This window comes from Streptomyces sp. NPDC051219 (assembly GCF_040682335.1).
In the GTDB taxonomy this organism is placed as follows: Bacteria; Actinomycetota; Actinomycetes; order Streptomycetales; family Streptomycetaceae; genus Streptomyces.
In genome coordinates this window covers 97,431-114,617 of the sequence record NZ_JBFBAS010000013.1, presented here as the reverse complement: position 1 = coordinate 114,617, position 17,187 = coordinate 97,431, and the positions used below count along the sequence as shown (strand labels likewise).

At 70.0% G+C, this 17,187-nt stretch carries 17 protein-coding genes; 1 reads left to right on the top strand and 16 read right to left on the bottom strand.

The annotated features are described in order from the left end of the window. Positions 1–203 precede the first annotated feature (203 nt). The 12 genes from coaBC to pyrR form a co-directional block, all read right to left on the bottom strand. Complete coding sequence (coaBC, locus tag AB0M62_RS17450; RefSeq protein ID WP_366075064.1) at positions 204–1,415, bottom strand: bifunctional phosphopantothenoylcysteine decarboxylase/phosphopantothenate--cysteine ligase CoaBC; 1,212 nt, start codon at positions 1,413–1,415, stop codon at positions 204–206. A 100-nt stretch (positions 1,416–1,515) separates the two neighbouring features. Beyond that, the gene (gene rpoZ, locus AB0M62_RS17445) at positions 1,516–1,788 is read right to left on the bottom strand and encodes a DNA-directed RNA polymerase subunit omega (protein ID WP_005319902.1); all 273 of its coding nucleotides are present in this window, start codon (positions 1,786–1,788) and stop codon (positions 1,516–1,518) included. A gap of 53 nt (positions 1,789–1,841) precedes the next feature. Continuing rightward, on the bottom strand, positions 1,842–2,405 hold the full coding sequence (gmk, locus tag AB0M62_RS17440) for a guanylate kinase (RefSeq protein ID WP_366075063.1): 564 nt from the start codon (positions 2,403–2,405) through the stop codon (positions 1,842–1,844). Between the two features lie 38 nt (positions 2,406–2,443). Further along, on the bottom strand, positions 2,444–2,767 hold the full coding sequence (locus tag AB0M62_RS17435) for an integration host factor (RefSeq protein ID WP_307664661.1): 324 nt from the start codon (positions 2,765–2,767) through the stop codon (positions 2,444–2,446). A 235-nt stretch (positions 2,768–3,002) separates the two neighbouring features. Then, positions 3,003–3,842, bottom strand: a complete 840-nt coding sequence (pyrF, locus tag AB0M62_RS17430; RefSeq protein WP_366075062.1) for an orotidine-5'-phosphate decarboxylase — start codon at positions 3,840–3,842, stop codon at positions 3,003–3,005. Next, positions 3,839–4,963, bottom strand: a complete 1,125-nt coding sequence (locus tag AB0M62_RS17425; RefSeq protein ID WP_366075061.1) for a quinone-dependent dihydroorotate dehydrogenase — start codon at positions 4,961–4,963, stop codon at positions 3,839–3,841. The genes pyrF and AB0M62_RS17425 overlap by 4 nt, the downstream gene beginning before the upstream one ends. Positions 4,964–5,041: 78 nt before the next feature. Then, complete coding sequence (carB, locus tag AB0M62_RS17420) at positions 5,042–8,353, bottom strand: carbamoyl-phosphate synthase large subunit (RefSeq protein WP_366075060.1); 3,312 nt, start codon at positions 8,351–8,353, stop codon at positions 5,042–5,044. Beyond that, the gene (gene carA / locus AB0M62_RS17415; protein WP_366075059.1) at positions 8,346–9,482 is read right to left on the bottom strand and encodes a glutamine-hydrolyzing carbamoyl-phosphate synthase small subunit; all 1,137 of its coding nucleotides are present in this window, start codon (positions 9,480–9,482) and stop codon (positions 8,346–8,348) included. Before carA ends, carB begins: the two co-directional genes overlap by 8 nt. Beyond that, positions 9,479–10,078: a hypothetical protein gene (locus AB0M62_RS17410; protein ID WP_366075058.1), complete on the bottom strand. Its 600-nt coding sequence runs from the start codon at positions 10,076–10,078 to the stop codon at positions 9,479–9,481. Before AB0M62_RS17410 ends, carA begins: the two co-directional genes overlap by 4 nt. After that, positions 10,075–11,361: a dihydroorotase gene (locus tag AB0M62_RS17405; protein ID WP_366075057.1), complete on the bottom strand. Its 1,287-nt coding sequence runs from the start codon at positions 11,359–11,361 to the stop codon at positions 10,075–10,077. The genes AB0M62_RS17410 and AB0M62_RS17405 overlap by 4 nt, the downstream gene beginning before the upstream one ends. A 2-nt stretch (positions 11,362–11,363) precedes the next feature. Next, the gene (locus tag AB0M62_RS17400; protein ID WP_366075056.1) at positions 11,364–12,347 is read right to left on the bottom strand and encodes an aspartate carbamoyltransferase catalytic subunit; all 984 of its coding nucleotides are present in this window, start codon (positions 12,345–12,347) and stop codon (positions 11,364–11,366) included. Positions 12,348–12,442: 95 nt separating this feature from the next. Beyond that, positions 12,443–13,036: a bifunctional pyr operon transcriptional regulator/uracil phosphoribosyltransferase PyrR gene (gene pyrR, locus AB0M62_RS17395; protein WP_366075055.1), complete on the bottom strand. Its 594-nt coding sequence runs from the start codon at positions 13,034–13,036 to the stop codon at positions 12,443–12,445. 221 nt (positions 13,037–13,257) lie between these two features. Here pyrR and bldD point away from each other — a divergent pair, with 221 nt between their 5' ends. After that, positions 13,258–13,758, top strand: coding sequence for a transcriptional regulator BldD (gene bldD / locus AB0M62_RS17390; RefSeq protein WP_254369879.1), 501 nt, complete (start codon positions 13,258–13,260; stop codon positions 13,756–13,758). Between the two features lie 158 nt (positions 13,759–13,916). On the opposite strand, the gene nusB is transcribed toward bldD, so the two are convergent. From nusB to AB0M62_RS17370, 4 genes are all read right to left on the bottom strand, one after another. Beyond that, on the bottom strand, positions 13,917–14,345 hold the full coding sequence (nusB, locus tag AB0M62_RS17385) for a transcription antitermination factor NusB (protein ID WP_366075054.1): 429 nt from the start codon (positions 14,343–14,345) through the stop codon (positions 13,917–13,919). Positions 14,346–14,347: 2 nt separating this feature from the next. After that, the gene (efp, locus tag AB0M62_RS17380; RefSeq protein WP_366075052.1) at positions 14,348–14,914 is read right to left on the bottom strand and encodes an elongation factor P; all 567 of its coding nucleotides are present in this window, start codon (positions 14,912–14,914) and stop codon (positions 14,348–14,350) included. A 48-nt stretch (positions 14,915–14,962) separates the two neighbouring features. Then, on the bottom strand, positions 14,963–16,069 hold the full coding sequence (locus tag AB0M62_RS17375) for an aminopeptidase P family protein (RefSeq protein WP_366075051.1): 1,107 nt from the start codon (positions 16,067–16,069) through the stop codon (positions 14,963–14,965). Between the two features lie 72 nt (positions 16,070–16,141). After that, a complete protein-coding gene (locus AB0M62_RS17370) occupies positions 16,142–17,092 on the bottom strand; it encodes an AAA family ATPase (RefSeq protein ID WP_366075050.1) in 951 nt (316 codons plus the stop codon). Between the last annotated feature and the right edge of the window lie 95 nt (positions 17,093–17,187).

The window sequence follows — 17,187 nt, the reverse complement described above, 5'->3', positions numbered from 1 at the left end:
GGTGGACCGGCCGGAGGCTGCGCCCGGCGTGGTTCCGTGACCAGTTTATCTGGCGCTTCCGTGCAGCGGACCACTCGTCTCGCTCCGTGGGAGCTCTGTGACCTGCGGCACTGCATTCTGCGGTACGACGATCGTGCCCGACAAGGGGACAGATTGCCGTTCTTGCCCGAATTGGAGACACCCGCAAGAAGGAATATAGAAGATCACCCGAGCCGGGGCGCCACGAGGTCCCAGATCGTGTCGGCGAGGGCTTCCTTGGGGCCGAACGGTACTGGCGTCTCCTCGCCGTCGGCGGAGAGCACGACCGCCTCGTTCTCCTCCGAGCCGAAGGTCTTGTGCTCCCCCACCTCGTTGACGACGAGCAGGTCGCAGCCCTTGCGCCGGAGCTTGTCCCGGCCGTTGGCGAGCACGTTGTCGGTCTCCGCGGCGAAGCCGACGACGACCTGGCCGGCCCTCGCCCGTTCGGCGGAGATCTCGGCGAGGATGTCGGGGTTGCGCTCCAGGACGAGCGGCGCGGGTTCCTGCCCGTCCTTCTTCTTGATCTTACCTTCGGCGTAGCTGGCGGGCCGGAAGTCGGCCACCGCGGCTGCCATGACCACGGCATCGGCGTCCGCCGCCGCCTTGAGGACCGCCTCGCGAAGCTGGACGGCGGTGCCGACCCGGACGACGTCGGCGCCCGCCGGGTCCGGCAGTCCCGTGTTGGCCTCGATCAGGGTGACTCTGGCTCCCCGTGCGACCGCGGTACGGGCCAGGGCGTAGCCCTGCTTGCCCGAAGAGCGGTTGCCCAGGTAGCGCACGGGGTCCAGCGGCTCCCGGGTACCGCCGGCACTGATCACGACGTGGCGGTCCGCGAGGTCCCGCTCTCCCGTGCCGCATGCCAGCACCCGGCGGCAGACCTCGAAGATCTCCTCCGGGTCGGGCAGCCGGCCCTTGCCGGTGTCGACTCCGGTCAGCCGTCCTACGGCGGGCTCGATCACGACCGCGCCTCGCCGGCGCAGCGTCGCGACGTTCTCCTGGGTGGCGGGGTGCTCCCACATCTCGGTGTGCATCGCCGGCGCGAAGACGACCGGACAGCGCGCCGTGAGCAGCGTGTTCGTCAGCAGGTCGTCGGCGAGGCCGTGGGCGGCCTTGGCGAGCATGTCGGCGGTCGCCGGGGCGACCACCACCAGGTCCGCACTCTGGCCGATCCGTACGTGCGGGACCTCGTGGACGGCGTCCCAGACCCCCGTCGAGACCGGGTGGCCGGAGAGCGCCGACCAGGTCGCCGCCCCGACGAACTGCAGCGCCGAGTCCGTCGGCACCACCCTCACGTCGTGCCCGGACTCGGTCAGCCGCCGCAGCAGCTCGCACGCCTTGTAGGCGGCGATCCCGCCGCTCACCCCAAGGACGACCCTGACGACCCTCGGCTTGTCCACTGCGTCTCCCCGCACTCGGCTCCGTACCCCCACCCAGGTATGACACACCACAGGCCCGACAGTCGCGCTGCCGGGCCTGTGGATGAAGCGATTCCGACGCCTACTGTGCCGGGCCCTCGATGGCCTCGGAGGTCAGCAGACCCGCGTTGATCTCACGCAGGGCGATCGAGAGCGGCTTCTCGTGGACGTGGGTGTCGACGAGGGGACCGACGTACTCGAGCAGGCCCTCACCGAGCTGCGAGTAGTACGCATTGATCTGACGCGCACGCTTGGCCGCGTAGATCACGAGGCTGTACTTCGAGTCAGTAGCCTCGAGCAGCTCGTCGATCGGCGGGTTGATGATGCCCTCGGGCGCAGTGATGGAAGAGGACACGCTCTAGCCTTCCGAAGAAACTTCAGGGAAATCCGGGAAAAACAGACAAAAGATCAAACAACTTCCATCAAGGCTAGCAGCTCACGGGCTACGTCCTCGACGGAGGTGTTGACCAGGGTGGTATCGAACTCGGACTCGGCCGCGAGTTCGACCTTGGCGGCGCCGAGCCGGCGCTCGATGACCTCGGGCGCCTCGGTACCCCGGCCGGTGAGCCGGCGGACCAGTTCGTCCCAGCTCGGCGGCGCGAGGAAGACCAGCTGGGAGTCCGGCATGGACTCCCGGACCAGCCTCGCACCCTGCAGGTCGATCTCGAGCAGGACCGCCTCGCCGGCCTCCAGGTGCTCGAGTACCGCGCGCCGGGGCGTGCCGTAGCGGTTGCCCGCGAACTCGGCCCACTCCAGCAGCTCACCGTTGGCGATCAGCTTGTCGAACTCTTCGTCGGTCACGAAGAAGTACTGGACGCCGTCACGCTCACCGGGGCGCGGCTTTCTGGTGGTGGCCGACACCGAGAGCCATACCTCGGGGTGGACTTTGCGCATATGCGCGACGACCGTGCTCTTTCCCACCCCGGAGGGGCCGGAGAGCACGGTCAGCCGCGGACGAACCTCTGCTGCCATGCAGCGATTATCCAGGTTCTCAGGAGTGCCTGAGAACGTCAGGCGGCACCGCCGCCGAACTCGCGCTCCAAGGAGGCGATCTGGTTGGAGCCGAGGCCGCGCACACGGCGGCTCTCGGAGATGCCGAGTCGCTCCATGAGCTGCTTGGCGCGGACCTTGCCCACGCCAGGCAGGGACTCCAGGAGGGCGGAGACCTTCATCTTGCCGATGACGTCGTTCTCCTGGCCCTGCTTGATGACCTCGTGGAGCGAGGCGCCGGAGTGCTTGAGTCGATTCTTCACCTCGGCCCGCTCCCGGCGAGCCGCGGCGGCCTTTTCGAGCGCGGCTGCGCGCTGTTCAGGGGTAAGGGGCGGAAGAGCCACGCCTACGTCACCTCGGATGTCGAACTGTCGGATACGGACCGGTGAGGAACCTGGTCGCCCCACACCGGGCGAGCTACGAGCACCTCAGGTGCACGTTCGCTCTCGACGGAGACTAGCGGCCATGACCGCTCCAGTCAGCGAGAACAGACTAAAAGTCCTGGTCAGCATCGATCCAGCGGGACATTTCAGTCAAATCGCCCGGGTTTTTAGTCAGGAAGTGGTCAAGCGGCGTCCGCTACGCGCCGGCGACGGCCTTCCGGACCTCATCCGCGTACCGCGCCGCCGACTCACGCAGCGCCGCCGCGTCCGGACCGTGGCGGAGTACGCCGCGGCTCACACTCGGCACCACATTGCCCACCGCCGCGCCGAAGACGCCGGGCAGGTCGGCGGGCGTCGCCCCCTGGGCGCCGATGCCGGGTGCGAGCAGCGGGCCGTTGATGTCCAGGTCCGCGCCGGCGTCGCCGAGCGTCGCGCCGACCACGGCTCCGACCGAGCCGAGCGGCTGCGCGCCCTCGTTCTCGGCGGCCATGTGGTCGAGCATCACCTGGGCCAGCGAGCGTCCGTCGGCCGCGGCGGCGCGCTGCACCTCCGCCCCCTCGGGGTTCGAGGTAAGGGCGAGGACGAAGACGCCGCAGCCGTTGATCACGGCGGCGTCCAGCGCCGGACGCAGCGAGCCGAAACCGAGATACGGGGAGACGGTCACCGCGTCCGAGAAGAGCGGCGAGCCCTTGTGGAGGTAGGTCTCCGCGTACGCGCCCATCGTGGAGCCGATGTCACCGCGTTTGGCGTCCATCAGGACCAACGCACCGGCGGCCCGCGCCTCCTCGACCGCCTTCTCCAGTACCGCGATGCCGCGCGAGCCGAAGCGCTCGAAGAACGCGGACTGCGGCTTGAGGACGGCGACCCGGTCGGCCAGCGCCTCGACGACCGTCCGCGTGAAGCGTTCCAGGCCCGCGACGTCGTCGTCCAGGCCCCAGGCCGCGAGCAGTGACGCGTGCGGGTCGATGCCGACACAGAGCGGACCACGGGTGTCCATGGCGCGGCGCAGCCGGGCGCCGAAGGGTTCGGGAGTCACGGGGTGGCCTTTCGGGTCTCGGCGCCGACAGCCTCGGCGAGGGTGGCGTACGGGGAGGCCTTGAGCCGGGCGGCCAGGCCCTTGTGGACGGCGCGGGCCCAGAAGGGGCCCTCGTAGATGAAGGCGCTGTAGCCCTGGACGAGGGTGGCACCGGCCAGGATGCGCTGCCAGGCGTCCTCGGCGTTCTCGATGCCGCCCACCCCGACCAGGGTGATCCGGCCGCCCACACGCCCGTACAGGCGCCTCAGGACCGCGAGTGAGCGTTCCCTGACCGGGGCGCCGGACAGCCCACCGGTCTCCTTGACCAGGGCGGGGTCGGATTCCAGGCCGAGGCCGTCGCGCGCGATGGTGGTGTTGGTGGCGATGACGCCGTCCAGGCCGAGCTCCACCGCGAGGTCCGCGACGGCGTCGATGTCCTCGTCGGCCAGGTCGGGAGCGATCTTGACCAGAAGCGGGACCCTGCGGTCGGTCACCGTGCGGTCGGCGGCCTCACGCACGGCGGTCAGGAGCGGGCGCAGCGACTCGGTGGCCTGGAGGTTGCGCAGGCCGGGCGTGTTCGGCGAGGAGACGTTCACCACGAGGTAGTCGGCGTACGCGGCGAGGCGCTCGGTGGAAGTCACGTAGTCGCCGACGGCTTCGGCCTCGGGGACGACCTTGGTCTTGCCGATGTTGACGCCGACGGTGGTCCTGCCGCGCTTCTTCCCGAGCGCGGCCGCACGGGCCGCCAGGCGTTCGGCGACGGCCGCCGAGCCTTCGTTGTTGAAGCCCATGCGGTTGATGAGCGCGCGGTCCGCCACCAGGCGGAACAGCCGCTTCTTGGGGTTGCCGGGCTGGGGCTGCGCGGTGACCGTGCCGATCTCGACGTGGTCGAAGCCGAGCATGGTCATGCCGTCGATGGCGACGGCGTTCTTGTCGAAGCCGGCCGCGAGCCCGAAGGGGCCGTGCATGCGCAGGCCGAGCGCTTCCGTACGGAGCGACTCGTACCGCGGCGCGAGGACGGCCGCGAGGAACGTGCGCAGTACGGGGACTCCGGCGGCGAGGCGGATCCAGCGGAATGCCAGGTGATGGGCCTGCTCCGGGTCCATCCGCTTGAAGACCAGGTTGAAGAAGAACTTGTACATGGCGTGCCTTCTGGGCGAGGGTCGGGAGAGGTGCTCACGAAGAGGGGGACACCGGATCCGGTGTCCCCCTCGTGTGCCCTACTCCTCGCGGGCCGCGATCAGATGCCGCGCGTGTTCCTGGAGGGAACGGACGCCGACGTCGCCGCCGGTGAGCGCGTCGATGCCCTGGACGGCGGCCGCGAGGGCCTGGACCGTGGTCAGGCACGGGACCGAACGGGCCACGGCCGCGGTGCGGATCTCGTAGCCGTCGAGACGGCCGCCGGTGCCGTACGGCGTGTTGACGATCAGGTCGACCTGGCCGTCGTGGATGAGCTGGACGATGGTCCTCTCGCCGTTCGGGCCCTCGCCCTCGCTCAGCTTGCGCACCACGGTGGCGTTGATGCCGTTGCGCCGCAGCACCTCGGCGGTGCCGGAGGTGGCGAGCAGCTCGAAGCCGTGGGCGACCAGTTCACGCGCCGGGAAGATCATCGAGCGCTTGTCCCGGTTGGCGACCGAGATGAAGGCACGGCCCTTGGTGGGCAGCGGGCCGTACGCCCCGGCCTGGGACTTGGCGTACGCCGTGCCGAACACCGAGTCGATGCCCATGACTTCGCCGGTGGAGCGCATCTCCGGGCCGAGGACGGTGTCCACGCCGCGCCCCTGGATGTCGCGGAAGCGGCTCCACGGCATCACGGCCTCCTTGACGGAGATCGGCGCGTCGAGCGGCAGGGTGCCTCCGTCACCGTTCTTCGGCAGCAGGCCTTCGGCGCGCAGCTCGGCGATGGACGCGCCCAGCGAGATCCGGGCGGCGGCCTTCGCCAGCGGTACAGCGGTCGCCTTCGAGGTGAAGGGCACGGTCCGGGAGGCACGCGGGTTGGCCTCCAGGACGTACAGGATGTCGCCGGCCATCGCGAACTGGATGTTGATCAGCCCGCGGACCCCGACACCGCGCGCGATGGCCTCGGTGGAGGCCCGCAGCCGCTTGATGTCGAAGCCGCCGAGGGTGATCGGGGGCAGAGCGCAGGCGGAGTCGCCGGAGTGGATGCCGGCCTCCTCGATGTGCTCCATGACGCCGCCGAGATAGAGCTCGGTGCCGTCGTAGAGCGCGTCGACGTCGATCTCGATCGCGTCGTCGAGGAACCGGTCGACCAGGACCGGGCGGGTGGGGCTGATCTCGGTGGACTCCGCGATGTACGAGGAGAGACGGGCCTCGTCGTACACGATCTCCATGCCGCGGCCGCCGAGTACGTACGACGGGCGGACCAGGACGGGGTAGCCGATCTCGTCGGCGATGGCCTTCGCCTCGTCGAACGTCGTCGCGGTGCCGTGCTTGGGAGCGGGCAGCCCCGCCTCGGCGAGCACCCGGCCGAAGGCGCCGCGGTCCTCGGCGGCGTGGATGGCCTCCGGCGGTGTACCGACGACCGGTACGCCGTTGTCCTTGAGCGCCTGGGCCAGGCCCAGCGGCGTCTGGCCGCCGAGCTGGACGACGACGCCCGCGATCGGGCCGGCGAGGGACTCGGCGTGGACGATCTCCAGGACGTCCTCCAGGGTGAGCGGCTCGAAGTAGAGCCGGTCGGAGGTGTCGTAGTCGGTGGAGACGGTCTCGGGGTTGCAGTTGACCATCACGGTCTCGTAGCCGGCGTCGCTGAGCGCGAAGGAGGCGTGGACACAGGAGTAGTCGAACTCGATGCCCTGGCCGATACGGTTCGGACCCGAGCCGAGGATGATCACAGCGGCCTTCTCGCGCGGCGCGACCTCGCTCTCCTCGTCGTACGAGGAGTAGAAGTACGGGGTCTTGGCGGCGAACTCGGCGGCGCAGGTGTCAACCGTCTTGTAGACCGGGCGTACCCCGAGGGCATGCCGGACCTCGCGGACGACGTCTTCACGCAGGCCCCGGATCTCGCCGATCTGGGCGTCGGAGAAGCCGTGCCGCTTGGCGTCGGCGAGCATTTCGGGACCGAGCTTGTCGGCGGCGGCCAGCTCGTCCGCGTACTCCTTGATCAGGAAGAGCTGGTCGACGAACCAGGGGTCGATCTTCGTGGCGTCGAAGACCTCCTCGGCGGTGGCGCCGGCCCGGATGGCCTGCATGACGGTGTTGATCCGGCCATCGGTGGGGACCTTGGAGATCTCCAGCAGTTCGGCCTTGTCCCCCGGCTCTCCGGTGAAGGAGAACTGGCTGCCCTTCTTCTCCAGAGAGCGCAGCGCCTTCTGCAGGGCCTCGGTGAAGTTACGGCCGATGGCCATGGCCTCGCCCACCGACTTCATGGTGGTGGTGAGGGTGGCGTCCGCGAGCGGGAACTTCTCGAAGGCGAAGCGCGGCACCTTGACCACGACGTAGTCGAGCGTGGGCTCGAAGGACGCCGGGGTCTTCTCGGTGATGTCGTTGGGGATCTCGTCCAGGGTGTACCCGACGGCGAGACGGGCGGCGATCTTCGCGATCGGGAAGCCCGTGGCCTTCGAGGCCAGCGCCGAGGAACGGGAGACGCGCGGGTTCATCTCGATGACGATGATCCGGCCGTCATCGGGGTTGACCGCGAACTGGATGTTGCAGCCTCCGGTGTCGACGCCGACCTCGCGGATGATCGCGATGCCGATGTCGCGCAGCCGCTGGTATTCGCGGTCGGTCAGGGTCATCGCCGGCGCGACGGTGATCGAGTCGCCGGTGTGCACGCCCATCGGGTCGAAGTTCTCGATGGAGCAGACGACCACGACGTTGTCGTGCTTGTCGCGCATCAACTCGAGCTCGTACTCCTTCCAGCCGAGGATGGACTCCTCCAGGAGCACCTCGGTGGTCGGCGAGAGCGTGAGGCCCTGGCCGGCGATGCGGCGCAGCTCGTCCTCGTTGTGCGCGAAGCCGGAGCCGGCGCCGCCCATGGTGAAGGAGGGGCGGACGACGACGGGGTAGCCGCCGAGCTCGTCGACGCCCTTCAGGACGTCGTCCATGGAGTGGCAGATGACGGAGCGGGCGGACTCGCCGTAGCCGATCTTGGCGTTGACGGCTTCGACGACCCCCTTGAAGAGATCACGGTCCTCGCCCTTGTTGATCGCCTCGACGTTGGCGCCGATGAGCTCGACGCCGTACTTCTGCAGAACGCCCTGCTCGTGCATGGAGATCGCGGTGTTGAGCGCGGTCTGGCCGCCGAGAGTCGGCAGCAGCGCGTCGGGGCGCTCCTTGGCGATGATCTTCTCGACGAACTCCGGGGTGATCGGCTCGACGTACGTGGCGTCGGCGATCTCCGGGTCGGTCATGATCGTGGCCGGGTTGGAATTGACCAGGATGACGCGGATGCCCTCGGCTTTGAGGACGCGGCAGGCCTGGGTGCCGGAGTAGTCGAACTCGGCGGCCTGGCCGATGACGATCGGGCCGGAGCCGATGACCAGGACGGACTGGATATCGGTGCGCTTAGGCACGCTGGCCCTCCATGAGCTCTACGAAGCGGTCGAACAGGTACGCGGCGTCGTGCGGGCCCGCGGCCGCCTCGGGGTGGTACTGGACGCTGAACGCCGGCCGGTCGAGCAGCTGGAGGCCTTCCACCACGTTGTCGTTGAGGCAGACGTGGGAGACCTCGGCCCGGCCGTAGGGCGTGTCGGAGATCTTGTCGAGCGGTGCGTCGACGGCGAATCCGTGGTTGTGCGCGGTGACTTCGACCTTGCCGGTCGTACGGTCCTGGACCGGCTGATTGATGCCGCGGTGGCCGTACTTGAGCTTGTACGTGCCGAAGCCGAGCGAGCGGCCGAGGAGCTGGTTGCCGAAGCAGATGCCGAAGAGCGGGGTCTTGCGCTCCAGGACCGCCTTGACGACGGTGAGGTCGGCGGTCGCCGGGTCGCCGGGGCCGTTCGAGAGGAAGACGCCGTCGGGGTTGACCGCGTACACGTCCTCGGGGGTGGCGGTGGCGGGCAGGACGTGCACCTCGATGCCGCGCTCGGCCATCCGGTGCGGGGTCATGCCCTTGATGCCCAGGTCTATGGCCGCGACGGTGAAGCGCTTGGTGCCGATCGCGGGGACGACGTACGTCTCCTCGGTCGCGACCTCGGCGGACAGGTTCGCGCCCACCATCTCGGCGCCCTGGCGCACCTTGGCGAGCAGCGTTCCCTCGTCGGCCAGAGCGTTGCCGGAGAAGATCCCGACGCGCATGGCGCCGCGTTCGCGCAGGTGGCGGGTGAGGGCCCGGGTGTCGATGCCGCTGATGCCGACGATGCCCTGCGCGACGAGCTCGTCGTCGAGCGAGCGCCGCGAGCGCCAGTTGGACGGGACCCGCGCGGGGTCGCGCACGACGTACCCGGCGACCCAGATCTTCCTGGACTCGTCGTCTTCGTCGTTGACACCGGTGTTGCCCACGTGCGGGGCGGTCATCACGACGACCTGGCGGTGGTACGACGGGTCGGTCAGGGTCTCCTGGTAGCCCGTCATGCCGGTGTTGAAGACCGCCTCGCCGAAGGTCTCCCCCACGGCCCCGTAGGCGCGGCCGCGGAAGCTGCGGCCGTCCTCCAGTACGAGTACGGCGGAAGCCTTGCCGGCTCCCCGGGTGGAGGTGGTCATCGTGCGCCTTCCGTCGTGCTCTGCTGAGTGCTCATGGTGCGGATGGTGGTGATCGCCTCGACCCAGGCGGCGTGCTCGGCCGCGCGGTCGGAGCGGAAGCCGGAGTCGATCAGCCGGTCGCCGTGCTGCCAGGTGACGATCAGCAGCCCGCCCTCGGAGAGGACCTTCCCGGCGATTCCCTTGTCGAGCCTGGCCTCCCGCAGGGCCGCGGCCGGCACGAAGAAGTCGGCCGCGGCGGGGCGTACGACATCCAGTCCGGCGTCGGTCAGCGTCAGCTCGACCCGGCTGCGGGTGCCCAGGCCGTGGGCGACGATCCGGTCGAGCCACTCACCGGCGGTCGTCGAGCCGTGGTAGCGGCCGGTCATGGTCAGCCTGGCCTCGGGCAGGCCGTCCGGCCGGCCGACCAGCTCGGGCAGGTCACCCTGCAGGGTGCCGCGCCACTTCCAGCCCTGGCGCATCAGCCAGTAGACGAACGCGATGAAGACCAGCAGTCCGACGACCCAGCCGATGCGCGCCGCCCAGTCCGTCACCTCCGCCGACTTCTGCTCGGCAGCAAGGGCGGCCACCGGGGCCAGATTGCTCAGTGCAGGTGTCACGCCAGCTTCCCGTCCACGACCGTTGCCCGGCCCCGCAGGAAGGTGTGGGTGACGCGTCCCGGCAGCTCACGGCCCTCGTAGGGGGTGTTGCGGCTGCGGGAGGCGAAGCCCGCGGGGTCCACCACTCCACGGTATGCCGGATCGACGAGGGTGAGGTTCGCGGGCTCACCAGCCGAGACGGGCCGTCCATGGCCGTCCAGGCGGCCGATGGCGGCCGGGCGGAAGGACATCCGGTCGGCGACACCGGCCCAGTCGATCAGGCCGGTCTCCACCATCGTCTGCTGGACGACGGAGAGCGCGGTCTCCAGGCCCACCATGCCCATGGCGGCCGCGGCCCACTCGCAGTCCTTGTCCTCGTGCGGGTGCGGTGCGTGGTCGGTGGCGACGCAGTCGATGGTGCCGTCGGCGAGCGCCTCACGCAGGGCAAGGACGTCGGCCTCGGTGCGCAGCGGCGGGTTGACCTTGTAGACGGGGTTGTACGTGCGTACGAGCTCGTCCGTCAGCAGCAGGTGGTGCGGAGTGACCTCGGCGGTGACGTTCCAGCCCTTGGACTTCGCCCAGCGGACGATCTCGACCGAGCCGGCCGTGGAAAGGTGGCAGATGTGCACTCGGGAGCCGACGTGCGCGGCGAGGAGGACGTCGCGGGCGATGATCGACTCCTCGGCGACGGCAGGCCAGCCGCCGAGCCCAAGTTCGGAGGAGACGATGCCCTCGTTCATCTGGGCGCCCTCGGTGAGGCGGGGCTCCTGGGCGTGCTGCGCCACGACACCGTCGAACGCCTTCACGTACTCCAGGGCGCGCCGCATGATCACCGCGTCGTCGACGCACTTGCCGTCGTCGGAGAAGACCTTCACTCCCGCGGCGGAGTCGTGCATGGCACCGAGCTCGGCGAGCTGCTTGCCCTCCAGTCCCACGGTGACCGCGCCGACCGGCTGCACGTCGCAGTAGCCGGACTCCCTGCCGAGCCGCCAGACCTGCTCGACGACGCCGGCGGTGTCGGCGACCGGGAAGGTGTTCGCCATGGCGTGCACGGCGGTGTAGCCGCCGACCGCGGCGGCCTTCGTACCGGTCAGGACTGTCTCGGAGTCTTCCCGGCCGGGCTCGCGCAGGTGGGTGTGCAGGTCGACGAGGCCGGGCAGCAGGACTTGGCCGTCGGCCTCGATCACGGTGGCGTCGCCGGCCTCGAGGCCGGTACCCACCGCTGCGATGGTCTCGCCGTCGATCAGGACGTCCTGCGGCTCGCCGCCGAGGACCTTCGCGCCGCGGATAAGGATCTTGCTCATGACTACTTGTTCTCCTCGGTGCGGGAGTTGTTCGTGACGGCGGGTTCGGCACCGCCGAGAAGCAGATAGAGGACGGCCATCCGGATGCTGACGCCATTGGCGACCTGCTCGACGGCCGTGCAGCGGTCGGAGTCCGCGACGTCGGCAGTGATCTCCATGCCGCGGTTCATCGGGCCGGGGTGCATCACGACGGCGTGCTCGGGCATTCGCGCCATGCGGTCGCCGTTGAGACCGTAACGGCGGGAGTACTCGCGCTCGGTCGGGAAGAAGGCGGCGTTCATCCGCTCGCGCTGCACACGGAGCATCATCACCGCGTCGGACTTCGGCAGCACCGCGTCGAGGTCGTAGCTGACCTCGCACGGCCAGTTCTCGACACCGATGGGCACCAGCGTGGGCGGCGCCACGAGGGTGACATGTGCGCCCAGCGTGTGCAGGAGCAGGACGTTGGAGCGGGCGACCCGGCTGTGCAGGACGTCGCCGACGACGGTGATGCGGCGGCCCTCCAGGTCGCGGCCGAGGCCGGCGTCCGGCCCGACGAGGCGGCGGCGCATGGTGAAGGCGTCGAGCAGCGCCTGGGTGGGGTGCTCGTGGGTGCCGTCACCGGCGTTGACGACCGCGCCGTCGATCCAGCCCGAGGTGGCGAGCCGGTAGGGGGCCCCGGAGGCGCCGTGCCGGATGACGACGGCGTCCGCGCCCATCGCCTCCAGGGTCAGCGCGGTGTCCTTGAGGGACTCTCCCTTGGAGACGGACGAGCCCTTCGCGGAGAAGTTGATGACATCGGCGGAGAGGCGCTTGGCGGCGGCCTCGAAGGAGATGCGCGTGCGGGTCGAGTCCTCGAAGAAGAGGTTGACGACCGTACGGCCGCGCAGCGTCGGCAGCTTCTTGATCGGCCGGTCGGCGACCCGTGCCATCTCCTCCGCGGTGTCGAGGATGAGGACGGCGTCGTCGCGGGTGAGGTCGGCGGCCGAGATGAGGTGGCGCTTCATCTGGGAGTACTCCGGTGTGAGGAGGGCGCAGGCATGCGGGCGGGCAGGCGGGCGGACCGTACGCACCCGGGTCGGCAGGGGCGTACGCGGAAGTGCTACTGCTCGCCGGCCGGGGCGGTCTGCTGGACGCCGAGCAACACGGCGTCGCGGCCGTCCTCCTCGGAGAGCTGGACCCTGACCGTCTCCCGCAACGACGTGGGGAGGTTCTTGCCGACGTAGTCGGCTCGGATCGGAAGTTCACGGTGGCCGCGGTCGACGAGGACCGCGAGCTGGACGGCGCGCGGCCGGCCGATGTCGCCGAGCGCGTCCAGCGCGGCGCGGATGGTGCGGCCGGAGAAGAGCACGTCGTCGACGAGGACGACCAGGCGTCCGTCGACGCCGTCACCGGGGATCTCGGTGCGGCCCAGCGTGCGGGCGGGCCGGAGCCGCAGGTCATCGCGGTACATGGTGATGTCGAGGGAGCCCACCGGCATCTTCCGGCCGGTGATCTCTTCAAGCTTGGCGGCGATCCGGCCGGCCAGGAACACGCCGCGGGTCGGAATGCCGAGGAGCACCACGTCGTCGGCGCCCTTGGCGCGTTCGACGATCTCGTGGGCGATTCGGGTCAGCACCCGCGCGATGTCGGGGCCCTCGAGAACAGGGCGGGCCGCATCGGCTGCGACTGATTCGGAGCTTTGGATGGCGTCCATACGAAACGGACCTCCTTCTCCGCCTCACGGGACGGACCTTAAAGGACGTCGGATTTACGCCACCCACGGTACCAGGGGCTTGCGGCGGCCCTCCGGGCGCCCCCTCGAAAGGCGCGGTCGGCAGCATTCGGCTTGACGCAGCCAAGTAACGCTGCGTAACCTCACAGTGAGTTACCAGCCGCGCGGCGGAGCCGCATGTTGTCACAGCGTCCGGGAGCGTTATGTCCAGCGAATACGCCAAGCAGCTCGGGGCCAAGCTCCGCGCCATCCGCACCCAACAGGGCCTTTCCCTCCACGGTGTCGAGGAGAAGTCCCAGGGCCGTTGGAAGGCCGTCGTGGTCGGCTCCTACGAGCGCGGCGACCGTGCCGTGACCGTGCAGCGCCTCGCCGAGCTGGCGGACTTCTACGGCGTGCCCGTTCAGGAACTGCTGCCGGGCACCACACCGGGCGGGGCCGCCGAGCCGCCGCCGAAGCTCGTACTGGACCTGGAGCGCCTCGCCCACGTCCCGCAGGAGAAGGCGGGCCCGCTCCAGCGCTATGCCGCCACGATCCAGAGCCAGCGAGGCGACTACAACGGCAAGGTGCTGTCGATCCGCCAGGACGACCTGCGCACATTGGCCGTGATCTACGACCAGTCGCCCTCGGTTCTGACCGAGCAGCTGATCAGCTGGGGTGTTCTGGACGCCGATGCGCGCCGGGCCGTCGCTCACGACGACGTCTGACGAGACTGCAGAAACGTGCCGCCGGGTTGGGCGGAGCCCAAGGCTCCGCCCCACCCGGCGGTTTTTTGCCGAGTACGCGATGTGCCGAGTACGCGAAGGGCCCGCCGCGGATATCGTCGGATATCGTGGCGGGCCCTTCGCATTCAGCCGGACGCGCGCTAGGCGCGGCGCAGGCTCGGCTTGAGGTCCTTGAAGCGGCCCAGCAGTCCGTTCACGAACGCCGGGGAGTCGTCGGTCGAAAACTCCTTGGCCAGCTGCACGGCCTCGTCGATCACCACCGCGTCGGGGGTCTCGTCGACCCACACCAGCTCGTACGCACCGAGCCGGATGATGTTGCGGTCCACGACCGGCATCCGGTCGAGCGACCAGTCCACCGAGTAGGTGGCGATCAGGTCGTCGATCCGGTCCGCGTAGTCCGCGTATCCCTCGACGAGCTGCATCGTGTACTCGTTGACCGGCGGCTGCCGGTCGTCCGTCCGGGCATGCCGGATCCAGTCCGCGAGGACCGTCTGCACGGACTCACCGCGCTGGTCGGCCTCGAAGAGGATCTGGAAGGCGCGCTTGCGGGCCTTGTTCCGGGCAGCCACGGTTAGCTGTTCACCCGGCCGAGGTACTCACCGGAGCGGGTGTCGACCTTGATCTTCTCGCCGGTCGTGATGAAGAGCGGGACGCCGATCTCGTAGCCGGTCTCCAGCGTGGCCGGCTTGCTGCCGCCCGTCGAGCGGTCGCCCTGGACGCCCGGCTCGGTGTGCTGGATGACCAGCTCCACGGCGGCCGGGAGCTCGACGTAGAGCACCTCGCCCTCGTGGGTGGCGACGCTGGCGGTGAAGCCCTCGATCAGGAAGTTGGCGGCGCTGCCGACAGCCTTGCGGTCGACCATCAGCTGGTCGTACGTCTCCATGTCCATGAAGACGAAGTACTCGCCGTCCATGTACGAGAACTGCATGTCGCGACGGTCGACGGTGGCCGTTTCGACCTTCACGCCGGCGTTGAACGTCTTGTCGACGACCTTTCCGGAGAGCACGTTCTTGAGCTTGGTGCGCACGAAGGCAGGGCCCTTGCCGGGCTTGACGTGCTGGAACTCGACGACGGACCAGAGCTGGCCCCCGTCGAGCTTGAGCACCATGCCGTTCTTGAGGTCGTTCGTGGAAGCCACGGTTGCGGAATCTCCTGGACTGAAGCTGGCGGGACCACGGTGTGCGCACTAGAGAGCGAGCAGTTCCTTGGTCGTGATGGTGAGTAGCTCGGGTCCGCCGTCCGCCTCTGGGCGTACGACGAGCGTGTCATCGATCCGGACTCCGCCCCGGCCCGGGAGGTGAACCCCCGGTTCGACGGTGACCGGCACACAAGCGTCCAGTTTACCCATGGCAGAAGGTGCCAACTGCGGGTCCTCGTCGATTTCGAGTCCCACACCATGTCCGGTCGAGGGCGCCAGCCCCTCTCCGTGGCCCGCGGAGTCCAGAACCTGACGTGCCGCACGGTCCACGTCACGGTACGCGGCGCCCGGCGCCAGGGCCTCGCGGCCGGCCCGCTGAGCGGCGAAGACCACGTCGTACAGCTCGATCTGCCAGTCGGCGGGGGTGGTGCCGATGACGAACGTACGGCCGATCTCGCAGCGGTACCCGCGGTAGTTCGCACCGAGGCAGACCGAGAGGAAATCGCCTTCCTCCACCCGCCGGTCCGACGGGCGGTGGCCGCCGCGGCCCGAATTCGGCCCGGTCGCGACGGAGGTCGGGAAGGCCGGACCGTCCGCACCGTGGTCCACGAGCCGGCGCTCCAGCTCCAGGGCGAGATGGCGCTCGGTACGGCCCACCAGGATCGATTCCAGCAGCTCGCTGAGTGCCTGGTCGGTGATCTCGGCCGCGATGCGCAGGCAGGCGATCTCCTCCTCGTCCTTGATGATTCGCAGCTGCTCGACCGCCTGTCCGAGATCGGCCAGCCGCAGCCGGGGCGCCACCGAGCCGAGCGCGTGATAGCGCGCGACGGTCAGGTGGTGCTCCTCGACGGCGAGGGACTCGGCTCCGGTGCCCGCGGCCATGTCCGCCGCGGCGACCGCCGTGTCCCCGCCCGGTGCGGGCAGGACGGAAAGCCGTAGCTGCTCGTCGAGCCGGCCTTCGGACGGTTCTCCCGTCGGAGTTCCGGCGCAGAGCAGGACGTCCTCGGCCGGGCCGAGGAGCAGGACGGCCCCATGTGGCGAGGCGCCCGCGAGGTAGCGGACGTTCGCGGGGCGGGAGATCAGTGCGGCTGTACTGCCGGCGGCGGCGCAACGGTCGCGCAGCTGTCCGCGGCGGGCCGCGTACACCTCTGACATGAGACGAGCCTACGAGCCCCGGCCGGAACCGGCCCGGCCAGCGCGTCCGGACGGGCGGCGCGCCCGCCCGGGCTACCAGCTGGGCGGTGAGGCGATGGCACGGGCGAGCACGTCGTCCAGGACCCGGGCCGTGGTCTCCACGTCGTACTTCGAGTTGTCGATGATCGGCAGTCCGGAGCCGTACCAGCCGGCCATCCGCCCATGGATACGGGCGACTTCCTCGTCGCTCAGCCGCCGGTTTCCGCTGCGCTCGGCGTTGCGCTCGAGGACGATCTCCAGGCCCGGCAGCAGGACGACCGGCAGCAGCCCCGGACCGACGTGACGCTTCCAGCCGCCGAGCCCGACGACCGGGCGGTCGGGGAAGACGGCGTCGTCCAGGATGCAGGAGATCCCGTTGGCCAGAAAGTTCCGGGCGGCGAAGCCGCAGGTGCGGCGGGCCAGCCGGTACTGCGCCTCGGAGTGGTCGTTCCAGCCGGCCTGAGGGTCGGCGAAGCCGGAGCAGACCCATTCGCGGACGTCGTCGAGGCTGATGTGGGCCGTCGGGACCTGGCGGCTCCTGGCCCAGTGCTTGGCGACCGTGGTCTTGCCGGCTCCGGCGGGGCCGATGAGCAGCACCGCGAGGGTGGTCCGTCCGGTGTCGGCGTGGGTGGGCCCGGCCGGGGCGGCGGGTACGGGCACCGGGCCGCCCGGGGGAAGCGGAATGTGCCCGGTGGTGTCCCGGGGCGGCGGCGCGGCCGACGAGTGCGCGGCAGAACCGTTCCAGCCCGGTGCGGCCGGACCCGGGTGGGCCGGCGTCGGGCTGTTCGGCGCGGGCGACGGACCGGTGTGCTGCCCCGCCGGCGACGGACCGGGGTGGGCCGGTGGCGTACCGGGGTGGGGTGGCGGGCTCTGCGGTGCCGGCGGACCCGGGTGGTGCCCTGCCGGCGGCGGGCCGGGGTGGTGGGGCCCCTGGGACCATCCTGTGGCCGTGCCCTGCCCCGGTCCGTGGGGCGGCGGCAGCGGAGCCCCCACTGCGTGCTGCATCCGGTGCCACTCCGTCTCGTACAGGCAACTGGCGCTGCGGCGCAGGCCTTCCCCCAGGGACACTCCGCGCCTGCTACCGAACGGTACCTTCCCCG